The organism is Sulfuriroseicoccus oceanibius, assembly GCF_010681825.2.
Classification (GTDB): domain Bacteria; phylum Verrucomicrobiota; class Verrucomicrobiia; order Verrucomicrobiales; family SLCJ01; genus Sulfuriroseicoccus; species Sulfuriroseicoccus oceanibius.
The window spans coordinates 236,514-260,526 of the sequence record NZ_CP066776.1 but is presented as its reverse complement, the minus strand read 5'-3'; the positions used below and the strand labels follow the sequence as shown (position 1 = coordinate 260,526).

The following is a 24,013-nucleotide window of genomic DNA, read 5'->3' as shown; positions in this document are numbered from 1 at the left end:
ACGAAAACGGGATGGTGGGCTTTGTTGGGGCCGGAGCTGCGAGCTGGGCTGGTTTGCGATCTACTTTCAGGAGATGGAGTGCGGAGGGGCTGTCTTGTTGCTGGGTTTACCGCATCAGGCGCTGGATGTCGTCTTTGATGGCTTTGGCCCAGGCGTCGTAGCCGGCGGGCTTGAGGTGGATGAAGTCACTGGTGAAGAGTTCTGGGTTCAGTGTGCCGTCGGCGAGGATGAAGGTGTTGCTGATGTTCTTGTAGGTGACTTGGGGATGCGCGCCGAGTGGTGCGATCATGTGATGGATTGTCCGGATGTCGGTGCGTCGAGGGGCGTCTGGGGCACGGCCTGATGGGAGCGGACCGAGGACGAGGATGTGGGATCTTGGGCACTTGGTCCGGAGTGCGTTGACGGTGGCTTTGATGCCGTCGGCGACTTGAGCGGGTGTGTGTTTTCCTATGTTGAGGTTATTTACACCGATGGTGAGGACGATGACTTTGGGGCTGATGTGGTCGAAGTTGCCGTGCTGAACCCTGTAGAGCAGGTGCTCGGTGCGGTCGCCGGAGATGCCGAACGATGCGGTTTTCCAGTGTTTGCCGAAGGTGCGGTCGATGGCGCGATTTCCGTCGGCGGTGGCGAGGCGGTGGTGTGAGCCGGTCCACGACTGTGTGATGGAGTCGCCGAGGAAGACGAGTTCGAGATCCTGATGTTGGGAGCTGAGTTGGTTGATGCGCTCGAACTGATCCCACCAGGTGCCACTGCCCCAGCCGGCGGATCGTCCGCGGAACTCAGCGCCAGGGGTTGGGGCGGCTGCCGGGTTCATCGGGGTGCCGGCACAGCGCAGAGCCCAATGTACGAGTGGCGTGGGGTCTACCAACGAGTGTGGATGGTGGCCGGCTTGTGGTTTGCGGATGACTTCAACGGGCGCCCCAGCCTGCAGGTAGGCGCTGATGGCGCGCTCCGCGTTGGCTGCGGTCGGGACGACCTTGTCTTGTGATCCTACGACGTAGAATGCTGGGACGCGGGCGGATGCCAAGGTGTGGATCTGATCGACGGGGTTCTGGTTCCAGGCGAGAGCGTCCTCTTTTGACGTGAAGTTATAGGCATCGATCAGGCGGGGAATGTCCTTGGGCGATCCGGCGCCCGGCATGCCGAGGGGCCAGCTCTTGATGTCCATCACCGGGTTGTCGGCGTAGATGCCGGCGACCTTTGTCGGGTTGGCGGCGGCCCAGTTGTGGGCGATCAACCCGCCGCGGCTCATGGCTTCGATGATGGGTTTGTTGGAGAGCCCTTGGCTGGTGAGCAAATTGTGGAATTTGTTCCATCGATCGATGGCCTTTTGCGATCCGTACAGGTGGCTGACGTCGATGTAGGCGATGTGCCACCCGAGCTCGAGCATGGCGCGGTCGAACTGCGGCTCATGGTTCCAGAAGCGGGCACGCCAGATCCACGGATAACCGGCGGCCGGACGGCGTGGGCGCACGATTCGGGCGGGGACGCCATCGGCTTCGAATTCAACCATGGGGTGGCCGTGGAAGTGCCCTTGTTTGAGCCGCTCTCCGAGTCCTTCGAAGCCAAGCACCGGTACCCGCGGGGTGCGGAGGATCATGGAGAGGCGCTGTGCTAGAACTTCCGCGCCGAGCGCTGTGGGGTGAACGGCATCGGGGAAGTGGCGGGCGTGCTCGATGAGAAATGGCGTGAAATCAATGATCTCGGCACCGGTGGTGATTGCTGCTTGATGGAGGGCCGGGCGGATGTGATCACGGATCGGAGCGTTGCGGATGACTCCCTCTTTAAAGACCGGCGGAGGAACACAAACCAGGACGCGCGGTGAGCTGGGGAGCTGCTGGAAGCTTTCAATCAGAGAGGTGGCGTCGTGGAGGAACTCGTCACGGTGTTTCCAGTTGTGTGGTTTGCTGTCGTTGGTGCCGAGCATGAGGATTACCGCGTCCGGTTTCCACTGGAGGGCCGCTTGGTATTGCTGGGTGGCAATGTAGGGGCGGTCGCCTTTGCTGAGTATGGTTCTGGCGCTGACGCCGAAGTTGCGTACTTCGTAGGCATTGCCAAGGCGTGCGGCGAGTTGTGCCGGATAGCTGAGCCGCTCGCGATCGACGATGGTGGCTCCAAAGGTGATCGAGTCTCCGACGCAGGCGACTTTGGTGGTGGGCTTGGCGAATGATGGGGCGAGCGTGCCGAGGATCAGGGTGATGAGGAGGAAGAACCGATGCATAGAGCGGGAGTCTACTTCGTGAGTGTGTGCAATCTTTCTTGCATTTGTGTCGGTGTCTCTGGGGAGTGGGGCTGTGCGGATTATCAGCTGACGAAGGGGGGAAGCGTGTGTAGGGTCACGCAATTGACCCAATAAACTTATGGACTACGACTTTGTGATCGTCGGATCGGGGATTGCCGGATTGAGTGCTGCGCTGAAGGCGGCGGACCATGGCCGCGTGCTGGTGCTGACCAAGCGGATGCCCGAGCTGTCGAATACAGCCTGGGCGCAGGGCGGGATTGCTTGCGTAATGGGGGATGATGATTCGTTCGACGAGCACGTGGCCGACACCTTGAATGCGGGGGCTGGCTTGTGTGACGAGGCGGTGGTGCGGACGATGGTGGAAGAAGGGCCGGCACGGATCAACGAGCTGATCGAGTGGGGAGTGGAGTTTGATAAGTCGGGCGAGTTCAGTGGAGCGGCGGAAGCTGAGGAGAGTCACTCGAGTTACGACCTCGGGCGGGAAGGAGGGCACACCAAGCGCCGTGTGTTGCACCACCGGGATTCGACCGGCAAGGAGATGATCGAGAAGTTGCTCGCTGCGGTGAACGCGGACGAGCGCATCGATGTGTTGCCGAATCATTTTGCGATCGATTTGATCACCACAGGCAAGCTGGGCTTTGTCACCCGCGATGAGGTGGTCGGGCTCTACGTGCTGGACGAGGACAGCGGTGAGGTGAAGACGATGCGCTGCCAGAATGTGATCCTTTGCACCGGCGGCTGCGGCAAGGTCTATCTTTATACGACGAACCCGGACACAGCGACCGGTGACGGGGTGGCGATGGCGTGGCGTGCGGGGGCAACGATTGCCAACATGGAGTTCATGCAGTTCCACCCGACCTGTCTTTACCACCACGAGGTGAAGTCGTTTTTGATTTCGGAGGCGGTGCGCGGTGAAGGTGCGGTGCTCGTGGGGCAGGACGGTAAAGAGTTCATGCACAAGTATGACGAGCGCGGGTCGCTGGCGCCGCGTGACATCGTGGCGCGTGCGATCGACAGCGAGATCAAGCGCACCGGTGGGCCGTGTGTGTATTTGGATTGCACGGCCAAGAGCCGCGAGTTCTGGGCCGAGCGCTTTCCTTTGATCTTCGAGACCTGCCAGAGCATTGGGATTGATATGTCCAAGCAACCGGTGCCGGTGGTGCCTGCCGCGCACTACAGCTGTGGTGGGGTGGAAACCGATATCAATGGTCGTTCGTCGCTGCCGGGCTTGTACGCCGTGGGCGAAGTGGCCAATACCGGGCTGCACGGTGCCAACCGTTTGGCGAGCAATTCATTGCTCGAGGGGGTGGTGGTCTCGCACCGTGCGATCGATGATATTGTGAAATCGCGTGCCGAAGGTGTGGCGCGGACTGAGGTGGAGATCCCGGAATGGGAGAGTGGTGACGCGGTCGAGCTCGATGAGTTGGTGGTGATTTACCACAACTGGGATGAAATCCGCCGCTGCATGGGGGATTACGTGAGCATTGTGCGTACCGGCAAGCGTCTCAAGCGTGCGGCCACGCGGTTGCGGAATTTGGCTGCCGAGGTGCAGGAGTACTACTGGGGGCACACCGTGACGACTGACCTGCTCGAGCTGCGCAACCTGGTGACGACTGCGGCGTTGATTGTGGATTCGGCCCAACAGCGCAAAGAAAGCCGTGGCTTGCACTACACGCTCGATTATCCCGAGCGCGACGAGAACGAGTGTCATCCTACGCGGTTGCGCCGGTCGTGAGCGCTGTGTCTTATCAGCTGAGTGGTTCGCATAGATCCATCGATTGAGGAGTGGGTCGCTGGCCGATCTGTCCGCTCGATTGGTATTATTCGAAATTCATACAAAAAGGTCTTGCGCTCGAATCGGAAGCGAATATAGTGCCGGACCGTTTCGCAACGAACATTAACGACCCGTTCGTCTAGCGGTCCAGGACTCCGCCCTTTCACGGCGGCAACACGGGTTCGAGTCCCGTACGGGTCGCCATTATCCACCGGATTTCCGGTGGATTTTTTTTGCCCGGGTTTGATCAGAGCTGGGTGTCTTCCGGTGTTAGGTTGAGTGCTTTTAACAGAGCGTGGTATCGGTTTTCTGATCGAGGTGAGCGGGTGGGAATTCGCGATTGATCGATTGCTGAGAAAAACGTGTTGCGCGTGATTCGGAAGCGGATATAGTGCCGCACCGTTTCGCAACGAACATCAACGACCCGTTCGTCTAGCGGTCCAGGACTCCGCCCTTTCACGGCGGCAACACGGGTTCGAGTCCCGTACGGGTCGCCATTATCCACCGGATTTCCGGTGGATTTTTTTTGTCTTGGTGGCGGGAAGATTCGTCCCATCGTCCTCTTTGGGGAGGCGCTCGATGAGAGTGATTTCGTTGCCTTCCGGGTCGCGGATGCGAGCGGTCTTCATCGCGTGCTTTTCGATCAGCGACGGGGCTTCGAGCCCTTCGGCGCCGGCGACCAAGCACAGCTCGTAGACGTGGTCCAAGTCGTCGTATTGAATTGTCAGTCCGGACCGGGAGGGGACGTCTCCGTTGCCCATTTTGATCCAAATGGTGACGTCGCGGTAGCCGAGCTCCGACCACTGCTCGTTACTCACCAGAGGATAGAACCCCAGAATGTTCTGGTAGAACGAGACCGCACGCTGCATGTCGGCGGCCTTGAGCAGGAAATGGACGGCAAGTGGCTGCATCAGGGCGCTGAGGTTTCAACCTAGCGGGGGATCACTGATGATTACGCCTTAACCTGTGGAAGTGGTTGCGGATGAACGCAAAACACGGCCACCGGTGCTGGGGCTCCGGTGACCGTGTGAAATCCGATCCATTGGTATTAGTCCGCGATTGGCAGGGGCTTGCCAGCCTGAAGGGTCTCGAGTCGGCGCTGGACGGAGGAAAGAGCGACGCCCTTTTCGTAGGCGGCGGTGGCTTCATCCATCTTGCCCATTTCGCGGTAGATGTCGCCGATGACGACCCAGCAGTGGGAGGCGTACTCCGAATCCCTGAGAAGCGCCTGGCGCTCCATGCAGTGAATGATGGTCGGGTAGGAGTCGGGCTTCAGCTCCTCTTTGGTGATGAGGTATTTGAAGACGCGGCCCTGGATGAAGCTGCTATCGGGGAACTTGTGCGCGGCATCGTTCATGGCGGCGAGCGCGCCTGCGGGATCTTTGTGCTCCAGGCACAGGCCGAAGCGCAGTTCCTGCAATTGCATGAACATGAAAGGATCGTGGCCAAGTCGTTCTTCCTCCTTACTGATCATGGCGTTGAGCTCCTCCAATGATGCACCGCCTTCCGAGGCTTTCCAGATGGCGTCGGTGGTTTTGCGCATGGTCTTGAAGAGCTCGGCGTCGTCCTTGCGGGCCGCTTGATAGGCGTCGAGGTCGAATTCGGGGCGGCTGGCCTGTGTCACCAGGCTTTCCGGAATGGTGGTGCCATCGCCGGACCACAGCAGCACGCCGTTTTTCACGATGAGTGTGTGGGGGAAGCTGCGGAAGCCGAGTGGCGCGAGCCAATTGGAGTAGATCGTGCCGGAGGGGCCGTCGTTGGCTACCGGGTGGTCACATTGGAAGACGGGCAGGGTGAGGAACTTTTTCACGCGCTCCGGCGATGACGTTTCGTTCACCGCGATGGTGAGCAGCTGAATGTTGTCGGGACGGTTGCCGAGCCGTTCCATCCGCTCGAGAAGTTCGTAACCGAAATAGCCGGGCTTCTTGCGGAAGAAGTTGTACGAGCGGGGTCCTTTGCCCGGGGTTTTCCAGAGGTCGATCAAATAGACCGTGTCCTTTTCGAATTCGGTCGGGGCGTTGCCCTGGAGCCATTCGGTGGGGAGTTCGGCGAAATCGAGAGTGTGGCCGGGGAGCCATTTTTCCGGTTTCTGGGTGGCTTGCTCTTGCTTGGTGTTGTCGGTCGGTTGGGGGACCGGGTTCATCTTGCCTGCGAGCAGCGGGGTGGCGACCAGTGAAGTGATCGCGGTGGCGGTGAGAAGGTATTTCATTGAGGAAATGGGTTACGGTGAGGACTACTTGAGCGCGTCGAGGTGGGCGTTGAGCGCCTTGCCTTGGCGGCTGTGTTCGACGGCGAGCTTGGCTGCTTCGATGGCGCCGTCGCGGTCACCCATTTGAAGTTTGGCGTCGGTGATGCGCTGGTAGGCGACGCTGGCGTTGTCCGGGTTGAGTTCGATATTGCGTTCGAGGCAGCGGACAGCGAGTTCCAGGTCTTTGTTTTCCAGTTCATCGGTGGTGACGATGATGGTGCCGATGCGGATCATCGAGATCGCGTCGTCTGGTGCTTCATCGGCCAATTTGGCGAGCTCTTGTTGGGCGGCTACATGTTGTCCCGCGTGGAAGAGTGTGTTGAACGCGGCCGAGCGGAATCCACGGATGTCGTCCGGTCCGCGGTGGTCGCCAGCGACCATGGAGTCGGCGAGGGATTGAACCTGATCTGGCGAAGCACCTTGGATCTGGCCCAGCTTCTCGAAGTGTGCTCGTTCGGCGGCTTTGTCGTCGGCCTGTTTTTTCAATCGGGCCGCCTCGAGAGCTGCCGCGTCGCGGCTTGGATCTTTGAGCTCCGTGATCAGGTCGAGGTTGAGCTTGGACGGGTGGCCGCGCCAGAGGATCTCGTGGTTACGCACGGCGATTGCGTGTGGGATTCCGGTCACGCCCAGTGGGCCGAGCCACTTTTTGGCGACGTTGCCTTTGCGCGATCCATCCGCGGCGACAGGGTAGGTGACGCCCTGCTTTTTGATGAAGTTCTTCAGCTTGTCGACCTCTGTGTTGTCGAAGACATTGATCCCGATCAGGCTGACGGATTGGTCGTCTTTGGTCGCCTGATAGAGCTCCTCGAGGTGTGGCATCTGGGCGATGCACGGGCCGCACCAGGTGGCCCAGAATTCGAAAATATAGAGATGGTCCTGCTCCATCGCCGCGACTGGATCGCCCTGCAGCCAGTGTGGAGGCAGGCCCTCGTCGAGGATTTGAATCGGGGCGGCGGCTTCTTCTGCCACGGCTTGCGGCAGGGTGGCGAGTGTCGTGAGCCCGCCGATCCAACAGGTGGTGGCCAGCGTTGCGATGCGTAGTACGTTCATAGAAATTTTCCGATGCTGCAGAAGATGCGGGCGAGCCGCCCGGCAAGGTGGGGCTCAGCGCATCTGTGCGCTTGGGTTGTTTGGAAAACTCCTGAACCTGCGACATTCTTAGAGGGAATGTCGAGTCTTGTGGGGAGGGCTGTGTGGTGGCTGTTGCTCTGTTACTTCCGCAAGCGGTTCACGGTGCCGCAGTATGGGCAGCGTGGGTTGTTGTGGCAAAGCGTGTGCACCGCGAATGTGAACTGGTGGGATGCCAGCGGGAATTTGGGAGCCTTCGGGCTCATCTTGCACTTCTGTTTGCGCATGAAGGGCATGGTGCAGACGCGGCAGCGGAGGCTGGCTGCAGCGATCCATCCCCAGATCACGAAAACGAGCGCGATGGCCGGCAGAGCGACCATCAGGACGGGGTGCTTGAGCCCGGTCGCTGCGAAATAGCAAGTGAGGAGAATGGTGGAGTAGATCGACACTTTGCCGATCACGTAGAGGGCCGCGCCGAATCGGAGTTTGCCTGGGTGAAGGAACTGAGGGCCCTTCGCATTCTTGGTCGCGGCTTCCTCGCGCTCGCTGGGGGCGCGGTCGGCGGTGCGCTTGAACGCAGGGCGGCTCGCAGTGGCTTCGTCGAGCGGGACGGTGCGGTGGGTGACCTTGCGCCGTGTTGCCGGGGCTGCTTCGGTGGATGGGGCGGGCTTGCTTTCCTGCGTGACGTCATCCGGCGTGGTTGCCTTCGGCGAGGCAACAGGCGGCCCGGGCGTGCGTGTTGACTGAGCGGGCGCGTCCGCGCTTGGAGTGGCACCTTGATCCGCCAGTGGCGTGATTTTGCCATCACGTACCACGGCTAACACACGACCATAGCGTGGTTTGAAGCTGGTGGCTGGGGATGGGGGAGTCTCGGTCACTGGCATGGAGAAATCGGCTGAGTCGAGAACGTGCCATAGCTCGAGGAGTCGGGCGAGATCATTTTCACCGGAGGTGGAAATGCTGCGACACCGCGGGGCATCAATGCTATACGGGATGCGATGAGCGACTCGGGAATCTCGGTAATGGATGTGGTGTGTGCGGTGTTAGTGGATGCGCGCCAGCGCTTGCTTGTGGCGCAGCGTCCGCTGGACAAATCGCTCGGCGGGCGATGGGAGTTTCCGGGAGGAAAAGTGGATGCGGGCGAGACTTTGGCGCAGGCGATGGTGCGTGAGTTAGATGAGGAACTGGGCACCGATGTGGTGGTGGATGAGGCGGGGAGCGCGAAGTTTCTGCCGGTGGACCACAAATCCGAGGACGGGAGGTGGTTGATCCGTTTGCACCCGATGGTTTGTGAGCTGGCCGCTGGTGCGCCGGAGCCGGTTGCACTCGAGCATCTGGCGATCGATTGGGTGGCGCTGGCTGATGACGCGGCACTTGATGCGATCGATTGGGCGCCGGGGGACCGCCGGATCCTGGCGCAGGTGCGCGAGTGGTGGGATCGGTAGTGATTGGTGTCGCGGCAGTTGGGGCACCTTTGGAATCGGCGGCGATGCGTTCGATTGGGGTTGCCGATGGGCGTTTGGTTGGCGAGGATGAGCACATGTCTGTTGCCGAGTCCCCAGCTTACAAACAGTTCTGTAGTTCGTGTCACATGCCCGAGGGGCAGGGTGTCCCCAAGTTGTTCCCACCGTTGGCTGGGTCGCAATGGTTGCAGTTGTCGGACGAGACGCTGATCAAGATGCAGCTGCATGGGATCAACGGTCCGATGATCGTGAACGGTGAACCCTACCGCAACGTGATGCCTGCCAACGCGGCGACCATGAGCGACGAGCAAGTTGCCGAGGCGCTGACGTACGTGGTGAAGAAGTGGGGCACGGATCCGGCGCGGGAAATTTCAGTCGATGCGGTGGCAGCGACGCGGGCGAAGTACGCCGGGCGCAAGGAAATGTGGAATGTGGAAACGTTGGGAGAACTGCCACCGGAGCAGATGGAGTATTTGGCGCTGAAACAAAGCAACCCGACGGAAGCCGCCAAGGTGACCGAGTCCGAAGGGAGCAGCGGCTTCACTTGGATCTTGATTGGTGTGATCGTGTTGGTGCTCATCGGGGTGGCAATCGGGACGTTGATGGGGAGGGGGAAGTAGGGATTGGTTATTCGGTATTCGGATAAACCGTCCCGTTGGGACGAGGTGGTTTTGGTGGTGTGGGGACCTGCGGTTGAAACCGCAGGCTAGCCGGTAAGGCGTCGCTTCGCGACGGGAGATGCGGCGATCAATGGCAGCGTGGAGGATTGAGAGCTGCGGCGTCGCGCGGCAACGACATGAGTGTCGTTGGTCCATCGGGGAATGGTGGGCGGACGGGATGCGATGGAGCGACCACGACTCTTGTGGTCGGGGCGATGGGGCGGGGCGGGCAGGCTGGCTTTGCGGTGTCGCGCGGCAACGACAAAGTGTCGTTGGTCCATCGGGGAATGGTGGACGGACGGGGTGCGATGGGGCGACCACACTCTTGTGGTCGGTGGGCGTCTTCCGTCCTTCCGAGCGGTCCACCATAACCCCACTCCCAAATCCTTCCCATTCTGAAATGCCTGACGGCGGTCTCCGCAGGCTCCGATTCTGCGGAAGGAAAACGCGACTGGCGGTGACCGCTCGCTCATTCTCCGTCGCCGGAGCTAGCCGCCCTTTGGGATCTTTGGGGCTCTGCGTGAGACTCCCCCATCGTCGGCAGGAATGCCGACCCTCCAGCGCTGCGCGTGGATGTTTTCGGATCCTTATCCCTTTCCAAATCCCTATCGGATTCACTGAGGTCGATGCTGCGCGGGGCTGGCTGGCTTTGCGGCGTCGCGCGGCAACGACAGGAGTGTCGTTGGTCCATCGGGGAATGGTGGACGGACGGGATGCGATGGGGCGACCACACTCTTGTGGTCGGTGGGCGTCTTCCGTTCTTCCGAGCGGTCCACCACACGCCCAACTCCTTCCCATCCTGCCAATCTGCGGAAGAAAACCGAACCACCCCGGGCTCAGATTTTCGTGGTTCTACAGCCACTCCCAGTTGGAGAATGTGGCGGCCTGGCCGGCGGGGTTGCCGTTGGTGTCGGTTACGTTCCAGACGGTAGCACGCTGGATGCGGAATCGGCGGCCGGTCTTGGAGATGCGGATGCCGGAGTAGTTGTCGATGAACCCATTCTCGGTGACTTGGCGGAGAAGTTCTGCGCGTTCGTCGCGGTTGGGGGGCTCGGCGGTAAAGCGGGAGGGCGTGGAGGTAAACTCGTCCCAGGTCATCTCGAAGAGCTCGAGCGCCGTGCGGTTGCCGTAGGTGAGGACGGGGTCGCCGCCGCCGTCGTGAGAGGCGACCATGAACGGAGCTTCTTCAAACAACCAACGGGCGGCTTCTTCGGGCGAGAGTGAAGGGTCGATCAGATCGCGACCGGTGAGTTCCTTGAACGAACGTACGAGGTTTTGGATGTGGTTGGTGTGAAACTGGTTGGCGGAGGACGGGGTGGCGGTCATGGAGGAGGAAGATGTGCGGCTTCGCCGGATGCGGTTGGCTTGCCAAGCTGGAGCTTGGCGTTCCAGTTGGGGGTCGGCGGGTGTCGGTATTTACCGTGCGCTGAGGATGGCTTCGGTCATGCGCAGGGCGTGGTGGTTTTCCTGCACGTCGTGGACGCGGTGGATGAGGACGTTTTGGCGGCGGGCGTGCGAGGTGAGCGCGACGGTGGGCCACAGTCGCTTGGACAAATCGGTGTCGCCGAGGATGCGGGCGATGACACTTTTGCGTGAGACTCCGAGGAGGATCGGGCGGTTGGCCGGTGCGAGGGTATCGAGGTGGGCGAGCAGGCGAAGGTTGTGCTCGTGGGCTTTGCCGAAGCCGATGCCCGGGTCGAAGACGATGCGGTCGGCGGTGATCCCGGCAGCCTCGCAGGTTTTGAGTTGTTGCTGGAAAAACGCGCGCACCTCAGCGACGACGTCGTCGTAGCGTGGGGCGTCCTGCATGGATTCCGGTGACCCTTGCATGTGCATGATGACGATGCCGGCGTTGCTTTGGGCGCAGACTTCGAGCATGCGGGGATCGTGGGTGAGTCCGCTGACGTCGTTGACGATGTCGGCGCCGGCGGCGAGTGCGGCTTCGGCGACGGCGGCTTTGCGGGTGTCGATCGAGAGCAGCGTGGAGCTGGGTAGTTCCGCACGGAGGGCGGCGACGACGGGGGCGGTGCGGGCGATTTCCTCGTTGGTCTCGACTTCCGCGGCACCGGGGCGGGTGGACTCGCCTCCTACGTCGATGATGCCGGCCCCTGCGGTGAGCATTTCGCGGGCGTGGGCCAATGCGGCGTCGATCCCGACATGGGCTCCGCCGTCGGAAAACGAGTCCGGCGTGACATTGAGGATGCCCATGATCAGCCCGGGAGCGTGGGGCGAAAGGTCGAGTGTGGCGGACGGAAGAGACCAGTTCATGGCGGGGAAAGAGGATGACGCAGGAGGTGGGGATGTACCCTTGCGTTGGCTTGTGAGAGTCCTTATGGTTTCGGCGATGAAAACGATGCGGGCAAGGAAGATGATGCGTGATTTGACCCTGGTACTCGGGCTTTCCGCAGTGCTGGGGATGGTGCCACAGGCGCTGGCACAGGGCGGACGCGAGGCGGGGGTGCTGGCCAAAGTGGTGCTGCACGATGACGGCGGCCGCACCGAATGGATCGACGACAAGAACGAACGGGTGACCGAGTCCCGTCGGTTTGATGCGCTGGGCAACCTGGTGACGAAGCAGATTTTCAAACTCGATGCAAATGGCCGCGCACGCGAGATGGTGCTGATGAACGCGGACAACCGGATCGTGGCGCGCACTCGTTACGGCTATGACGAATTTGGTCGGGCCAAAGAGCAACGCACCTACAACCGCCGCGGTGTGATGATCCACCAGTTGATCTACAAGTACGACTCTAACGGCAACCCGTTGCCTCCTGTGGAGCGATCGATGGTCGACCATCAGAACAAACGTGAGCCACGTGCTCCGATGGCGCCATTGCTGACTCCGAATGGACGGATCAAGCAGCGAGTCGAGGCGGAATAACCACAGAGTGATTTACGCTTTGCCATGACGCGTCCTGCTGCAGTGTTGTGTTTGTTGTCCGCCGTGGGGATTGCGGTGGGTTCTGTGGTGTGGGGCACGCATTGGAAATCGCGCGTGCTGCGTGCCGCCGAGGCAACCGATGGGCCAAGCGAGGCGGTGAGCTTTTTGGAGGAGGAAGTCGATGTGCTGCGCGATCAGAACGATCGCCTGTTGGCACGTGTGTTTGAACTCGAAACTGGCGGCGGTGCCGAGGCGGTCGAGCGGTTCTTCCGTCCGGAGGAACTCGAAACGGAGGTGGAAGCCATCCGCGGGCTGAAGTTTCTCAAAGAGCCCGAATATCATGTGGTGCCGCAGGAAACGATTGACCTAGCGGTGCAGGTGGCGATCTCGTCCTCGTACGACGACGATGCCTTCGAGGCGATGGCTTTGTCGTTCGGCGTGCTCGGGCTGACCGAGCCGATGATCAATCTGCAGCGCGCCTGGGTGGCCCAGCGCTCTGGAAGCCGCGTCTATTATGATCCGCACAGCCAGACGATTCTGGTACGGAAAGAGGTCGACCCAGCGAATCCATTCGATCGACCTGAGGTTGCACGTGAGCTGGCGCTTGCCTTGATTGACCAACACGGAGCGAATTTAGCGGAGAATTTGAAGGTGTCGGGAAACCTGGATGCCGGGTTGGCGCGGCGCTCGTTCTTCATCGGCCAGGCGTCGGTTGTGGCGGATGTAGTGAGTGAATCGACGCTGGGCGACCAATCGCAGACGGACATGCCGATCCTCGATGATGGCAACCCATTGCAGCTTTTGGCGGCGGTGCCGATTCCGCCCTTTGTGCGTCAATTGCTGACGTTTCCGGAGATCGACGGTGTCCCGTATTGTTTGGAGCTGCGCGATGCCGGAGGGGGCTTTTCTGTGTTCGACCGCTTGTTGGCGGAGGGGGCGTTGCCCGAGTCCACTCGCGAAGTGATGGAGGGGGAGGCACCGGAGAAAAGGGAGTTGTTTGAGGACGTGGAGCCGCAGTTCGAGGGAGGTGCCCCGATCTTTTCTAACACAGTAGGAATGTTCGGCATCAGGGCGCTGCTGGAGACGTTCATTGGCCAGAGCGCTGAGGATGAGCCGCGGGCTGCATCCGGCTGGGCGGGCGATCGCTTCCATGTGTTTGCCGCGGGCAACCAGGACCTGCACGCAGTGTGGCTGAGTGAGTGGGACGATGAAGCTGCTGCAGATCGGTTTGTGGCGATGATGCGCGAAGCCAGCGAGGTGCGGATCGGGATGACGCCTGAGGATTCGATGCTGCGTGAGGATGCGTTCCGTATTCAAAAGATCCTGCGCCCGTCCCCTACGCGGGTGGTGTTTATCGACGCCCAGACCAAGGAGGCTGTCGTGGAGATCGAGAAGCAGGTCGCCGCGGAGTGAGGGCTTCTTGGACGGAGCTTGGGGTGGTGGCTTTTTTGTAACCACAGAGGACTCCGAGGGCACAGAGGTTCTTGGGAACCACGAAGGGCAGGAGAACACGAAGGTTTTTAGTGGCTGTTAGCCGAGTGGTGCGGCTGGAAGTGGTCGCTGCGGTCCGATGGGGTTGATGGCCGGGTACAATCCGGCGGTCCGAAGAGCTGCACGGGAAGTCATCAATGGGATGCATGCGCAGCGCTGGTGGGACGGCATTCCTGCCGTCGGTGTGATGATGACGTTTAGGGGCGCGACCGATCTGCTCTGGATACGCTCTTTCCACTAAAAAGAATCTGCGTAATCGGCGTCATCTGCGGATTCTTACTACCGATCGAGGAGGATGCTGTTGGAACCACAGAGGACTCCGAGAGAAGTTCTGCGTGAGTCTTTCGCAAAGTGGGAAGCCGATGGTCCCCGCTGGGATTAGAAATCGAGGTAGATTTCGGCGCGGCGGTTGGCTTTGCGGCCTTGTGGGTTGTCGCGGCCGTCGGGGAGGAAGTTTTCGCGGCGTGGCTGGGAGGCGCCGGCGGCTTCGATCTCTACCTGGTCGGGTTCGAGGCCGAGTTTGATGAACGCGAGGCGCACTGCGGCGGCGCGTTTGGCGGAGAGGGTCTCGTTGTAGTTGTCGGTGCCGAGGGCGTCGGTGTGGCCGGTGATGCGGACTTTGCGGTTCGGGTCTGACTTCAGCGCGTTGGCGACGATGGCGAGTTGGCGCATGGTGCGTGGTGCGAGTTCGGCGTCGTCGAAGCCGAAGTAGAGCACGATGAGGTCACCGCCTTTTGGATTTTCGATGATCGGGGTGTAGTAGCGGTCGCCGTTGCCGAACTGCTCGGCATAGAAGGAGAGGAGGCGGTCCAGGTTGACTTCCGAGACGGTCCACTGGTCGGCAGTACGTTTCATCACCAGCCCGAACTGCGAGTCCACATCAGAAGACGGGGAAAACACACGAACGAGGAACCACGCCACATTTTCTTTGGCGACGGTGGCTACCATCGGCTTGTTGGCGGTGAGGGCGAACTGCCCCTCTTCGAAGATCAAGCAGAGGCCGGCGAGCTTGGCATCGCTGACACGTGACGAGTCCACCAGCGAGCGGGCTTTTTCGATGTCGAGGGCGAGCAGGGCATCGACGAAGCGGCGTGCGTGGTCGAGTGCGCCAAGGCTGCGGGTGTGCTCGAGGCGGTCGTTCATGGCGACTGAGCTGGCGGAGCGTTCGACGCTGGCCATGCGCACGCGGGCGAGCGACCAGCCGGTGGCGGACTCTTCATCGGCGGCAAAGTCGAGTTCCACGCGGTCGACGGTGGTTGGGTCGTCGCGGTCCTGGAGCAGGACGGCCCAGCGGATGATGCGTGGGGTTCGGCCGAGTTCGACCACCGGCGACTCAGGAACGAGTGTCCACTTACCATTGGTCAGCGCGGCTTGGAGTGGGGCGAGTGCCTCGGCATCGAGAGCTGCCCGGGCGAGCAATTGATCGACGGATTTGTTGTCGGCCTGGTTGATGGCTTCGGCAAAACGCTGAACGAACTCGGATGGTGCCAATGGCTTGATCTCAGGCTCGGCTGGCGGCGTTGGTTCGGGAGCGGGGGCGGGAGCTTCGGTGACCTCTGCAGGCTCGGATGCCGGAGCCTCGGTTTCCGGTGTTTGGAGTTCAGCGACCTGCTCAGGAATGGTCGATTCAGGTCCCGTTTCAGGCTCTTGCATCGACGGCAGAGTGACGAGGAAGAACCAGGCGACACTAGCGATGAAAAGTGTCAGAAAAATCGCGATGCCGAGCTTTGCGGAGCCGGCTTGGCGTTGCGGTGCGGTGTGGCGGGTGTGCATGGTAGCGGGAAATTCGATCAGACTGCCACTAGGTGGCGCGTGGCCGCACTATATCAGCGATTTTCGTAAATGGTGAGTGCGGGATGAAAATTACCGGAGATTCAGTGATTCGGGCGCCCCGGGTGCGGATCAATAAGGTGGCTCAAAGATGGCGCGGACGAGGCGCCCGCGGCGGATGATGCGCAGTTCGATCCGGCCGTCATTGCGGGCATTGAGCACGGCTCTGTAGAACTCGGCGGGTGAGCTGACGGTGGTGTCGTTGACTCCGGTGATGAAGTCGTCGACTTCGATGGAGAGAGCGGTTTTGCTGCCTTCGCGCAGTTTTTCGACTTTGACTCCGGCGATATTGGCTTTGAAGACGGGACCAACGGTGACGCCGAAGCGCTTGAGGAAGGTACGCTCCGCGTTGTGGTTGCCGGATGGTTCCGCGGCGGACTGGTCGCTTGGGAGTTCGGCGACGACATTGCGGTCGGCCAGATTGGCTACGGTGAGGTTGACGCTGTGCTGTTGGTTTCTGCGGATGATCTCAATGGTGACTTCCGTGCCGGGTTCGGTGCCGTGGATGAGACGTGCAAGTTGGCGGCGCGAGGTGACCGGCTGGCCCTGGTATCTGGTGATCACGTCCAGCGGCAGCAGGCGCGCATCTTCGGCTGGGGAGTTGGCGAAAACCTGGGTGATGTAGACTCCATTGACTTTCGGGTTCTGCTCACGGATTTCGGATGGGATGTCATTGAATGCCAAGCCAGCGTAGCCAAGGACAGGTGCGCCTTTGTCCATGATAGAGGTGAGCGCCATGTTGGCGTCATTGGCGGGAATGGCGAACCCAATGCCCTGGGCGGGTTGTTCGGCGGTACCGCGGACGACGATGGAGTTGATGCCGATGACCTCACCCACGATGTTGATCAGTGGCCCGCCCGAGCTGCCTGGGTTGATCGGGGCGCTGGTTTGCATGTAGGCGGGGCCGCCGTCGGAGATACGGCGGTCGAGGGCGGAGACATTGCCCTGGGTGACGGATTTTTGCAGGCCGTATGGGTTGCCGATGGCGAAGACGACCTCACCGACGTGGACCGCGTCCGAGTTGCCGAGCTTGAGTGCGGGGAAATCGTCGCGCTCCGATTGGATCTTGAGCACGGCGATGTCGAGTTTCTCCGTCGCGCCGACGATGATGGCAGGATACATCTTGTGTTGTTCGTCGTTGGTGGAGACGTGGATGCGGATGTTCTGCTTTTCTTTAACGACGTGGTAGTTGGTGATGACGTGGCCTTCGCGGGTGACGATGAAGCCGGAGCCTTGATCCGGACGCGTGTTGCGCGGGCGGTGGAAGATGTTGGCGTTGGGATCCGGGGTGGAGGTTTCAATGGATACGACCGACGGCATCACGGCACGGGTCAGCTTGGCGATCTCGTCGTTGAGACTGGCGAGGCCCGGAACCTCGGCGCGGTCCACGGCAGGGCCGGTGGCGGTGGTGTATTGCTCGGACTGCTGCTGCGGTGGGCGCTTGCCTTGCAGGAAGTCGAAGAAGGAATAGGACTCTTGCTGGAAGTGAAGGAGGTAGATCGCACCGGTTGCGGCCAGGAAGATGGCAACGGAGATCAAGATGCGTTTGAAGGTGTCCTGCATGAGTCGGGAGCGGAGATGGAAATTAAACAGCTGTTGGGTAGAAATACGGATACCACAGCGCGGGCGCGAGGGAAAGCGACGTTGCCGTGTCCCGCCGCGTGACGATTTGCACCAATGAGGAAAAGAAATCCGCCAGGTCGCTGGTGGTGGAATCCGATCACAACGCGGATCGGTCGGGACATCTTGCGAAAGATGGATATGCTGGGGCACTCATGGACGTGAATTTCCAACTGGCATCAGACTACCAGCCGCAGGGGGACCAGGGGCCGGCGATCGAGAAACTGGTCAAATCGATCGAGCAGGGCAACCGCCACCAGACACTGCTCGGCGTGACCGGATCCGGCAAGACGTTCACGATGGCCAATGTAATCGCCCGCATCAACAAACCGACGCTGGTGATTTCCCATAACAAGACGCTCGCGGCGCAGCTGTACTCCGAGTTCAAGAGCTTCTTCCCCAACAACGCGGTCGAGTACTTCGTGTCGTACTTCGATTACTACCAGCCCGAGGCGTATATCCCGCGCTCGGATACCTATATTGAGAAGGACTCGGCGGTGAACGAGGAGATCGAGCGCCACCGATTGTCTGCGATGGGGGCGTTGCTCACGCGCAAGGATGTGCTGGTGGTGGCGTCGGTATCGTGCATCTACGGATTGGGCTCACCGGACGACTACCAGAACATGATGGTGCCGGTGCATGTGGGGATGGAATTGGAGCGCGATGAGTTTTTGCGTCGTCTGGTGGACATGTTGTTTGAGCGCAATGACATCTCATTTGAGCGCGGTAAGTTCCGTGTGCGGGGCGATGTGGTGGACGTGCACCCGGCGGAATCGGAAAACGAAGCGGTGCGTGTGGAGTTTTTCGGCGACGAGATCGACCGGATTTCGATTTTTGATCCGTTGACGGGCAATGTGCTGCAGCGGGTGGAGTCGTACACATTTTCTCCGGCCAAGCAGTTCGTGACGTCGGCGGAGAAGATGAAGAAAGCCGCGGTGTCGATCCGCAAGGAGTTGGACGAGAGGGTGGCGTGGTTTGAGAAGAACCAGAAGTTTCTCGAAGCCCAGCGGATCCGCCAGCGCACCGAGTACGATCTCGAGATGATGAAGGAGATGGGGTTTTGCCAGGGGATTGAGAACTATTCGCGCCACCTGACCTTTCGTGAGCCGGGCGCGCGGCCGTACACGCTGCTTGACTTCTTCCAAGGCGATTTTCTTACGCTGATCGATGAATCGCACGCTTCGGTGCCACAGATCGGCGGAATGTATGAGGGCGACCGCAGCCGCAAGAGCGTGCTGGTTGAGCATGGGTTCCGTTTGCCTTCGGCTATGGACAACCGGCCGCTGCGTTTTGAGGAGTTCATGGAGATGAGCAACCGCTTGCTCTACGTGACCGCCACACCGGGGCCGTTCGAGTTGCTCAACTCGCGGGTCGGGCAAACGGGCTACCTGCCGGTATCGAAGTCACAGGTTCCCCCGAACGAGCGGGATGGATTCGAGCCGCCCTTGTTCAAGGTCGAGCACGCCGGGCTGCGCGGCAGCGGGGCGGATGTACCGGTTGAGCAGTTCAACGTGCGCACACCGGGGATGCCATTGGTGGTCGAGCAGATCATTCGCCCGACGGGGCTGGTGGACCCAGAGGTGGAGATCAAGCCCTTGCGCGGGCAGATCGACGAGACGATGGCGCTGTGTCGCGATCGTATTTTGCGCGGCGAGCGGGTGTTGGTGACCACATTGACCAAGCGCACCGCCGAGGATCTCACCGACTATTTGGTCGATTTGGATTTCCGTGTCCGTTACATCCACGCCGATGTGGATGCGATCGAGCGGGTGGAAATCCTGCGCTCGCTGCGTGCCGGCGAGTGCGATGTCTTGATCGGGATCAACTTGCTGCGGGAAGGGCTCGACCTACCGGAGGTGTCTCTGGTTTGCGTGCTCGATGCCGACAAGGAAGGCTATTTGCGCTCGGCCACGTCGTTGATTCAGACTGCGGGGCGTGCGGCGCGTCACGTGAACGGCCGGGTGGTGTTGTTTGCGGACCAAGTGACGGGATCGATGCAGCAGTTGCTGGATGCGACGGCGTACCGACGGGCGCGCCAACTCGAGCATAACGAGAAGCACGGCATTGTCCCGCAGTCCGTGAAGCGTGGCGACCAGAAGAGTTTGCAGTTGTACCGCACCGACGACACACCGGATCCGCGTGTGGCCGATAGCGAAGGTGAACAAAACGCGAGCCGCGAGGATGTGATGCAAGTGATTGCGGACCTGCAGTCTGAGATGCGCGAGGCCTCGGTGGCGCTCGAGTTCGAGCGGGCCGCGTTGTTGCGCGATCAGATTGCCGAGTTGAAGAGCAGCTATCAGATCAAGGACTAGACGGGTGGAATTGTGTGTCTGCCCATACCTAGACTTGAGCCGCGGGCGATCCTGACGCATCGTAGCCGCTAATGAACGCTGACAACGATCCATCGCTCGAAGAACACATCCGGAAAGCCGCCGTTCTGGTGGAAGCCTTGCCCTACATGCAGTCGTTTCGGGGCGAGACCTTCCTGATCAAAGTCGGTGGCAGTGCCATGGATAACCTGGATCTGTTGCGCAGTTTGATGCGCGACATCGTTTTCCTGGAGGCCGTGGGGGTGAACCCGGTCGTGGTGCACGGCGGCGGCAAGGCGATCTCTGCCGCCATGGCGCGTCAGGGGCTCGAGCCAGTCTGGGCGTCGGGTCTGCGCGTGACTGACTCCGCGTCGATCGAAGTGGTGGCCAAAACATTGGAAGACGAAGTGAACCCAATGCTGGTGGAAATGCTTCTTCGTTACGGCGGCAAGACCGCCGGCGTGAAAGGCCGCTCGATGCTCACCGGCGAGCGGGCGGTGGGACACGATGACGACGGCAATGAGGTGGACCTCGGGTTTGTCGGTAACGTGACCGGATGCAATGCCGATGCCGTGCGCGATTTGGTCGAGCGCGAGGTGGTGCCTGTGGTGAGCCCGCTGGCGTCCGAAGTGGGCACCGGTTTGCCGTTGAATGTGAATGCGGATTTGGCTGCGGCGGCGATGGCGAAGGAGCTTGGCGTATCGAAGCTGATTTACCTTAGCGACGTCCGCGGATTGCTGCGCGATCCATCGGATCCATCGACGCTGATTCCAAGCGTCACCCGTGCCGGGACCGAGGCGTTGATCGAGGACGGTATCATCAAAGGCGGCATGATCCCGAAAGTGCGCTCCGCAGCTGATTCGATCGAGCATGGCGTGGGCAAAGTGCACATGATCGACGGACGCATTCCGCATGCGTTGTTGCTTGAGGTCTTTACCAACGTCGGTATCGGCACCGAGATTTTGGCCTAGTGGGGGCGGGAGGTTGTGCCGCCCATGCAGGGCTATTGATTTGCGGGGCGTGCGGTTCCCATGGCGATGCCATGGGCTGTTTTTTGCCGCGCCTCCGGCGCTGGGGTGCGGTGGTTGATGGATCGTGAATCTGGGGCTGGTAGCAGGTTCGATCGAGCATTGCGTGCGGTTCCGATGGCGGTGCCATGGGCTGCGTTGTGCCGCGCATCCGGCACTGGGTGGATAATTGAACGGCCATCTTATCCTAATCGATGGCAATTTAGCTCCTGTTATGGCTTTGGTCGCCGGGATGCTGTTCTGAGTGGTCGAGGACGTCGCGAAGCGACAGGTTACCGGTTAGCCGGAGGTTTCAACCTCCGGATAGGTGTGACGGATTACGCGTCCCTTAGGGACGGTTTACAGGGGGGGAGGAATCATCAGAGGTAAACCGCACCTTCGGTGCGAGGGGATTGGAGCGGCCGTGCCAGCGGATGAATCCGCTGGCTAACCGGTAAGTCATCGCTTCGCGATGCGGCGATGCCATGGGCTGCGATGTGGCGATGTGGCGATGTGGCGGTGTGGCGGTGTGGCGGTGTGGCGGTGTGGCGGTGTGGCGGTGTGGCGGTGTGGCGGTGCGGCGGTGCGGCGGTGCGGCGGTGCGGCGGTGCGGCGGTGCGGCGGTGCGGCGGTGCGGCGGTGCGGCGGTGCGATCCCGTGGGGAGAACTCGTTCGTGGGCGTTTGGTAGGAAACAAAAAAACCAGCGGACGAATCCGCTGGTTTGAATGAATCAGTCCGCGGCCGCTTGATATGCCGCGCGGAGCTGGGATTTATATAGTATTAATTCTGCTCTTTCTCCGTGAAGGTCACGAGGATGCCCATGTCCTGCAGGTCGTACCACTTGGTGCCGTACGAGTTGAAATCGAAGAGATAGATAATATCGCGTGGTCCAAGAGTAATGAGTCCCGTTTGAGTATCGACGTACGGGGTCAGGTAGTCCTCGACCGCCATCTGGATATCGAATGCAGGATCGTATTGCGGAGCAGGATCTCCGTTGGTCAGTGTGACAATGTTGGGAGTTGCAAACTCAGTGGTGAACAATGACGACCATTGCGAGAAATAAGGACCGGATTTGTCTTTTGCTCCGCGTCCGGAGAAATGGATCACGGTGCCGGCGGGGAGTGTGTTGGTGTAGACGACCTTTGACGAGTCGATCATCCAGTGGTCTCCATAGAAGATTTCGAAGAATGACGAGGAGCCTACCCGCATCTTGCCCTCGACGTAGTGGAAGTTTGTCTTAAGCCCCCAGCCCGCGCCGATCATGCGGGTCTCCATGACCACCTCGGTTTTCGTAGTGATGGAGTTGTCCTTCAGTGTGACGAGATCCGCCAGCCCGAGCGGGTAGCTGACATCCCAATTGACCGATGGCACGTTGCCGACTTGAACGACTTGCTCGGATGCGGTGATGTTGCCGACCCAATTGTTTTGGTTGGCGTCATCAGCGGCGACGGCGGGGAGAATTGAAAGGATTGCGGCGGATGCGATCGCAAGGGGATTTTTCATGGAGAGAGGGTACTTCGAGGGGGATGAAGGCGCTGTGGCCGGGTAGGGTGGGGGGAATAGTGATTCAAAAGCAGCGGTTAGCCGACCGAGGGGGACGTGCCATTTGTGCGTTACGAACCGGGCTGCGGAATGGGAGACGCATGATTTGGCGAAAACTACTCAAATTCTCATATCCGAGAATTTGAGTTGGTATGGTTGGGTGAGCGATTTGTGATTCTTATGAGAATTTGAAGGTGCTTGGTGGAACAGGGAGGGGGATCAGGGATTGGGTTGTTGATCGGACTCGGAGAAGGTCACGACGACGACCAGGTCCTGAAGGTCGAAGTACTTGGTTCCGAACGAGCCCTCGGCGAACTCGAAGAGATAGATCACGTCGCGCGGACCGAGGGTGATGAGCCCCGTGTTGCCGTCGATGTATGGGGAAAGGTAGTCCTGTACGCCGTCCTGGATTTCGTATGCGGGGTCGTAGTGGGGGGCGGTATCGCCGTCTTTGAGCAAAACGACATGAGGCGTCACGTCCGTGGTGGAGTACCAAGGGGACCAGCTGGATGCGAATGGTCCTGATTTGTCCTTGGCGCCGCAGCCGCGGAAATCAATCACTGTGTCGACGGGGAGCGTCGCTTGGTAGACGACTTTCGACGAGTCGATCATGTGATGATCCCCCCAGAAGATCTGGAGCCATCCGGCGCCAGCTTGGATTTGCCCTTCAACGTAATGGAAGCTCCTTGTTTTTCCCCAGGCGGCTCCGATGACGCGCACTTCCATTTCGATCGTTTTCTTGGAGGTGGCGGTATTCTCGTCCAGAGAAACGAGGTCCAGCAGGGCGGCTGGATATTTCACATCCCACGTGACTGTCGGTACGTCGCCCACTTGGACGACTTGCTGGGACGCTGAGATTGAACCGACCCAGTTGTTGGTGTCGGTTTCGCTTGCGAGGGCGGGAAGAGTCGCAGTGAGAGCGACCAGTGATTTCACAAAAAGGGAATGCTTCATGGGATACGGGGGCGGGGGATAGGGGGCGCGAATGACTCCAGGGGGGGAGGTCAGCGCGGCGGGAGGGCGTGGTTGCCGGGAGTGTGTGGTTGCCGAGGGGGCTTTAGGTCGTGATCACCGAGAAGGTGACGATGATGCCGGTGTCTTGCAGGTCGTACCACTTGGTCCCAAAGGTGTTGAAATCGAAGAGATAGATGACTTGGAAAGGGCCAAGGGTAATCGTCTCGGTGGTCGTGTTGACGTAGGGGGTGAGGTAGTCCTCGACCGCGGTTTGGATATCGAATGCGGGGTCGTACTGGGGGGCCGGGTCTCCATTGAGCAGAGTCACCACATTTGGTCCTTTGATTTTGTTGGATTTGAACCAATCGGACCATTGGTTGGGGTTGGGGCCGGGCTTGTCCTTGCCGCCGCGTCCGCCGAAGTCGATTGAGGTGCCGGCGGGGAGGGGCTCGCTGTAGATAACTTCCGAAGCATTGACCATGTGGTGGTCACCGAAGAAGATCTGTGTCCAACCGGAGCCCAGGTCCATGTGGCTGTCCACGTAGTGGAAGTTCTCCTTAAGTCCCCAGCCGGCGCCGATGAGGCGGACTTCCATCACCACTTGTTGTTTTGTGGTGATATTGGTGCCGGTGATAACGATCAGGTCGTCGATGGTGAGCGGGTAGGTCACGTTCCACGTGATTGACGGCACGGCCCCGACTTGAACGGTTTCGTTCGGGGTGGAGATTTCGCCGATCCAGTCGTTCTGATTGGCTTCCTCTTCGTTGGCGAAGGTGGGGATACAGGCTGCTAGAGCCAATATTGACGTGAGAAAGGGTGCATTTTTCATGGCGGATGCGGGGGGGAAGGGATTCCATCCTGCGGGGGAGAGGTCAGGTCGCGAATGGTGGCACGAGCTGACCGCGGCAGGAGCCATTGACCCCT

The 24,013-nt window shown here is 60.3% G+C and carries 19 protein-coding genes and 2 tRNA genes; 9 read left to right on the top strand and 12 right to left on the bottom strand.

The features are described 5' to 3' along the window. Positions 1-106 precede the first annotated feature (106 nt). Positions 107-2,221 carry a GDSL-type esterase/lipase family protein gene (locus G3M56_RS01065; protein ID WP_164365432.1) on the bottom strand — a complete coding sequence of 705 codons (2,115 nt, stop codon included), beginning with the start codon at positions 2,219-2,221 and terminating at the stop codon, positions 107-109. 139 nt (positions 2,222-2,360) lie between these two features. Between G3M56_RS01065 and nadB the strand changes: the two genes are divergently transcribed. From nadB to G3M56_RS01050, 3 genes are all read left to right on the top strand, one after another. After that, on the top strand, positions 2,361-3,977 hold the full coding sequence (gene nadB, locus G3M56_RS01060) for an L-aspartate oxidase (RefSeq protein ID WP_164365431.1): 1,617 nt from the start codon (positions 2,361-2,363) through the stop codon (positions 3,975-3,977). Between the two features lie 167 nt (positions 3,978-4,144). After that, positions 4,145-4,220 (top strand) — tRNA-Glu (locus G3M56_RS01055). A gap of 217 nt (positions 4,221-4,437) precedes the next feature. Further along, positions 4,438-4,513: transfer RNA gene (locus G3M56_RS01050), tRNA-Glu, on the top strand. Here the strand turns inward: G3M56_RS01050 and G3M56_RS01045 are convergent. The 4 genes from G3M56_RS01045 to G3M56_RS01030 form a co-directional block, all read right to left on the bottom strand. Further along, complete coding sequence (locus G3M56_RS01045; protein WP_164365430.1) at positions 4,514-4,927, bottom strand: VOC family protein; 414 nt, start codon at positions 4,925-4,927, stop codon at positions 4,514-4,516. 137 nt (positions 4,928-5,064) lie between these two features. After that, positions 5,065-6,225, bottom strand: coding sequence for a tetratricopeptide repeat protein (locus G3M56_RS01040; RefSeq protein WP_164365429.1), 1,161 nt, complete (start codon positions 6,223-6,225; stop codon positions 5,065-5,067). 24 nt (positions 6,226-6,249) lie between these two features. Further along, positions 6,250-7,314: a TlpA disulfide reductase family protein gene (locus G3M56_RS01035; RefSeq protein ID WP_164365428.1), complete on the bottom strand. Its 1,065-nt coding sequence runs from the start codon at positions 7,312-7,314 to the stop codon at positions 6,250-6,252. 161 nt (positions 7,315-7,475) lie between these two features. Further along, on the bottom strand, positions 7,476-8,216 hold the full coding sequence (locus G3M56_RS01030; RefSeq protein ID WP_164365427.1) for a hypothetical protein: 741 nt from the start codon (positions 8,214-8,216) through the stop codon (positions 7,476-7,478). Between the two features lie 114 nt (positions 8,217-8,330). Between G3M56_RS01030 and G3M56_RS01025 the strand changes: the two genes are divergently transcribed. Continuing rightward, positions 8,331-8,777 carry a (deoxy)nucleoside triphosphate pyrophosphohydrolase gene (locus G3M56_RS01025; RefSeq protein ID WP_164365426.1) on the top strand — a complete coding sequence of 149 codons (447 nt, stop codon included), beginning with the start codon at positions 8,331-8,333 and terminating at the stop codon, positions 8,775-8,777. Between the two features lie 44 nt (positions 8,778-8,821). Next, positions 8,822-9,415 (top strand): c-type cytochrome, encoded by a 594-nt coding sequence (locus tag G3M56_RS01020; RefSeq protein WP_164365425.1) that lies wholly within the window; start codon positions 8,822-8,824, stop codon positions 9,413-9,415. Between the two features lie 891 nt (positions 9,416-10,306). Here the strand turns inward: G3M56_RS01020 and G3M56_RS01015 are convergent. Both G3M56_RS01015 and folP read right to left on the bottom strand, forming a co-directional pair. Next, on the bottom strand, positions 10,307-10,780 hold the full coding sequence (locus tag G3M56_RS01015) for an MEKHLA domain-containing protein (protein WP_164365424.1): 474 nt from the start codon (positions 10,778-10,780) through the stop codon (positions 10,307-10,309). Positions 10,781-10,870: 90 nt separating this feature from the next. Continuing rightward, a complete protein-coding gene (gene folP, locus G3M56_RS01010) occupies positions 10,871-11,722 on the bottom strand; it encodes a dihydropteroate synthase (protein WP_164365423.1) in 852 nt (283 codons plus the stop codon). Between the two features lie 76 nt (positions 11,723-11,798). Between folP and G3M56_RS01005 the strand changes: the two genes are divergently transcribed. Together G3M56_RS01005 and G3M56_RS01000 are read left to right on the top strand one after the other, a co-directional pair. Beyond that, entirely contained in the window at positions 11,799-12,335 is a 537-nt protein-coding gene (locus tag G3M56_RS01005; RefSeq protein ID WP_235203514.1) for a hypothetical protein, read from the top strand. Positions 12,336-12,359: 24 nt separating this feature from the next. Further along, positions 12,360-13,748: a hypothetical protein gene (locus G3M56_RS01000; protein ID WP_164365421.1), complete on the top strand. Its 1,389-nt coding sequence runs from the start codon at positions 12,360-12,362 to the stop codon at positions 13,746-13,748. Between the two features lie 456 nt (positions 13,749-14,204). Here the strand turns inward: G3M56_RS01000 and G3M56_RS00995 are convergent, their stop codons facing one another. Then, a complete protein-coding gene (locus tag G3M56_RS00995) occupies positions 14,205-15,599 on the bottom strand; it encodes an OmpA family protein (protein WP_235203513.1) in 1,395 nt (464 codons plus the stop codon). A 129-nt stretch (positions 15,600-15,728) separates the two neighbouring features. Next, a complete protein-coding gene (locus G3M56_RS00990) occupies positions 15,729-17,219 on the bottom strand; it encodes a trypsin-like peptidase domain-containing protein (protein WP_164365420.1) in 1,491 nt (496 codons plus the stop codon). Between the two features lie 212 nt (positions 17,220-17,431). Here G3M56_RS00990 and G3M56_RS00985 point away from each other — a divergent pair, with 212 nt between their 5' ends. Both G3M56_RS00985 and argB read left to right on the top strand, forming a co-directional pair. Then, positions 17,432-19,588 (top strand): excinuclease ABC subunit UvrB, encoded by a 2,157-nt coding sequence (locus G3M56_RS00985; RefSeq protein WP_164365419.1) that lies wholly within the window; start codon positions 17,432-17,434, stop codon positions 19,586-19,588. A gap of 71 nt (positions 19,589-19,659) precedes the next feature. Continuing rightward, positions 19,660-20,556, top strand: coding sequence for an acetylglutamate kinase (gene argB / locus G3M56_RS00980; RefSeq protein WP_164365418.1), 897 nt, complete (start codon positions 19,660-19,662; stop codon positions 20,554-20,556). Between the two features lie 817 nt (positions 20,557-21,373). Here argB and G3M56_RS00975 read toward each other — a convergent pair. The 3 genes from G3M56_RS00975 to G3M56_RS00965 form a co-directional block, all read right to left on the bottom strand. Then, positions 21,374-22,096 carry a hypothetical protein gene (locus G3M56_RS00975; protein ID WP_164365417.1) on the bottom strand — a complete coding sequence of 241 codons (723 nt, stop codon included), beginning with the start codon at positions 22,094-22,096 and terminating at the stop codon, positions 21,374-21,376. A 258-nt stretch (positions 22,097-22,354) separates the two neighbouring features. After that, positions 22,355-23,089 (bottom strand): hypothetical protein, encoded by a 735-nt coding sequence (locus G3M56_RS00970; RefSeq protein WP_164365416.1) that lies wholly within the window; start codon positions 23,087-23,089, stop codon positions 22,355-22,357. 103 nt (positions 23,090-23,192) lie between these two features. Continuing rightward, on the bottom strand, positions 23,193-23,918 hold the full coding sequence (locus G3M56_RS00965; protein ID WP_164365415.1) for a hypothetical protein: 726 nt from the start codon (positions 23,916-23,918) through the stop codon (positions 23,193-23,195). Positions 23,919-24,013: the final 95 nt, after the last annotated feature.

Bases quoted from the DNA above. Each gene is read 5' to 3' on its own strand.
- G3M56_RS01065 (WP_164365432.1), bottom strand. From the start codon at position 2,221: ATGCATCGGTTCTTCCTCCTCATCACCCTGATCCTCGGCACGCTCGCC.
- nadB (WP_164365431.1), top strand. From the start codon at position 2,361: ATGGACTACGACTTTGTGATCGTCGGATCGGGGATTGCCGGATTGAGT.
- G3M56_RS01045 (WP_164365430.1), bottom strand. From the start codon at position 4,927: ATGCAGCCACTTGCCGTCCATTTCCTGCTCAAGGCCGCCGACATGCAG.
- G3M56_RS01040 (WP_164365429.1), bottom strand. From the start codon at position 6,225: ATGAAATACCTTCTCACCGCCACCGCGATCACTTCACTGGTCGCCACC.
- G3M56_RS01035 (WP_164365428.1), bottom strand. From the start codon at position 7,314: ATGAACGTACTACGCATCGCAACGCTGGCCACCACCTGTTGGATCGGC.
- G3M56_RS01030 (WP_164365427.1), bottom strand. From the start codon at position 8,216: ATGCCAGTGACCGAGACTCCCCCATCCCCAGCCACCAGCTTCAAACCA.
- G3M56_RS01025 (WP_164365426.1), top strand. From the start codon at position 8,331: ATGAGCGACTCGGGAATCTCGGTAATGGATGTGGTGTGTGCGGTGTTA.
- G3M56_RS01020 (WP_164365425.1), top strand. From the start codon at position 8,822: ATGCGTTCGATTGGGGTTGCCGATGGGCGTTTGGTTGGCGAGGATGAG.
- G3M56_RS01015 (WP_164365424.1), bottom strand. From the start codon at position 10,780: ATGACCGCCACCCCGTCCTCCGCCAACCAGTTTCACACCAACCACATC.
- folP (WP_164365423.1), bottom strand. From the start codon at position 11,722: ATGAACTGGTCTCTTCCGTCCGCCACACTCGACCTTTCGCCCCACGCT.
- G3M56_RS01005 (WP_235203514.1), top strand. From the start codon at position 11,799: ATGAAAACGATGCGGGCAAGGAAGATGATGCGTGATTTGACCCTGGTA.
- G3M56_RS01000 (WP_164365421.1), top strand. From the start codon at position 12,360: ATGACGCGTCCTGCTGCAGTGTTGTGTTTGTTGTCCGCCGTGGGGATT.
- G3M56_RS00995 (WP_235203513.1), bottom strand. From the start codon at position 15,599: ATGCACACCCGCCACACCGCACCGCAACGCCAAGCCGGCTCCGCAAAG.
- G3M56_RS00990 (WP_164365420.1), bottom strand. From the start codon at position 17,219: ATGCAGGACACCTTCAAACGCATCTTGATCTCCGTTGCCATCTTCCTG.
- G3M56_RS00985 (WP_164365419.1), top strand. From the start codon at position 17,432: ATGGACGTGAATTTCCAACTGGCATCAGACTACCAGCCGCAGGGGGAC.
- argB (WP_164365418.1), top strand. From the start codon at position 19,660: ATGAACGCTGACAACGATCCATCGCTCGAAGAACACATCCGGAAAGCC.
- G3M56_RS00975 (WP_164365417.1), bottom strand. From the start codon at position 22,096: ATGAAAAATCCCCTTGCGATCGCATCCGCCGCAATCCTTTCAATTCTC.
- G3M56_RS00970 (WP_164365416.1), bottom strand. From the start codon at position 23,089: ATGAAGCATTCCCTTTTTGTGAAATCACTGGTCGCTCTCACTGCGACT.
- G3M56_RS00965 (WP_164365415.1), bottom strand. From the start codon at position 23,918: ATGAAAAATGCACCCTTTCTCACGTCAATATTGGCTCTAGCAGCCTGT.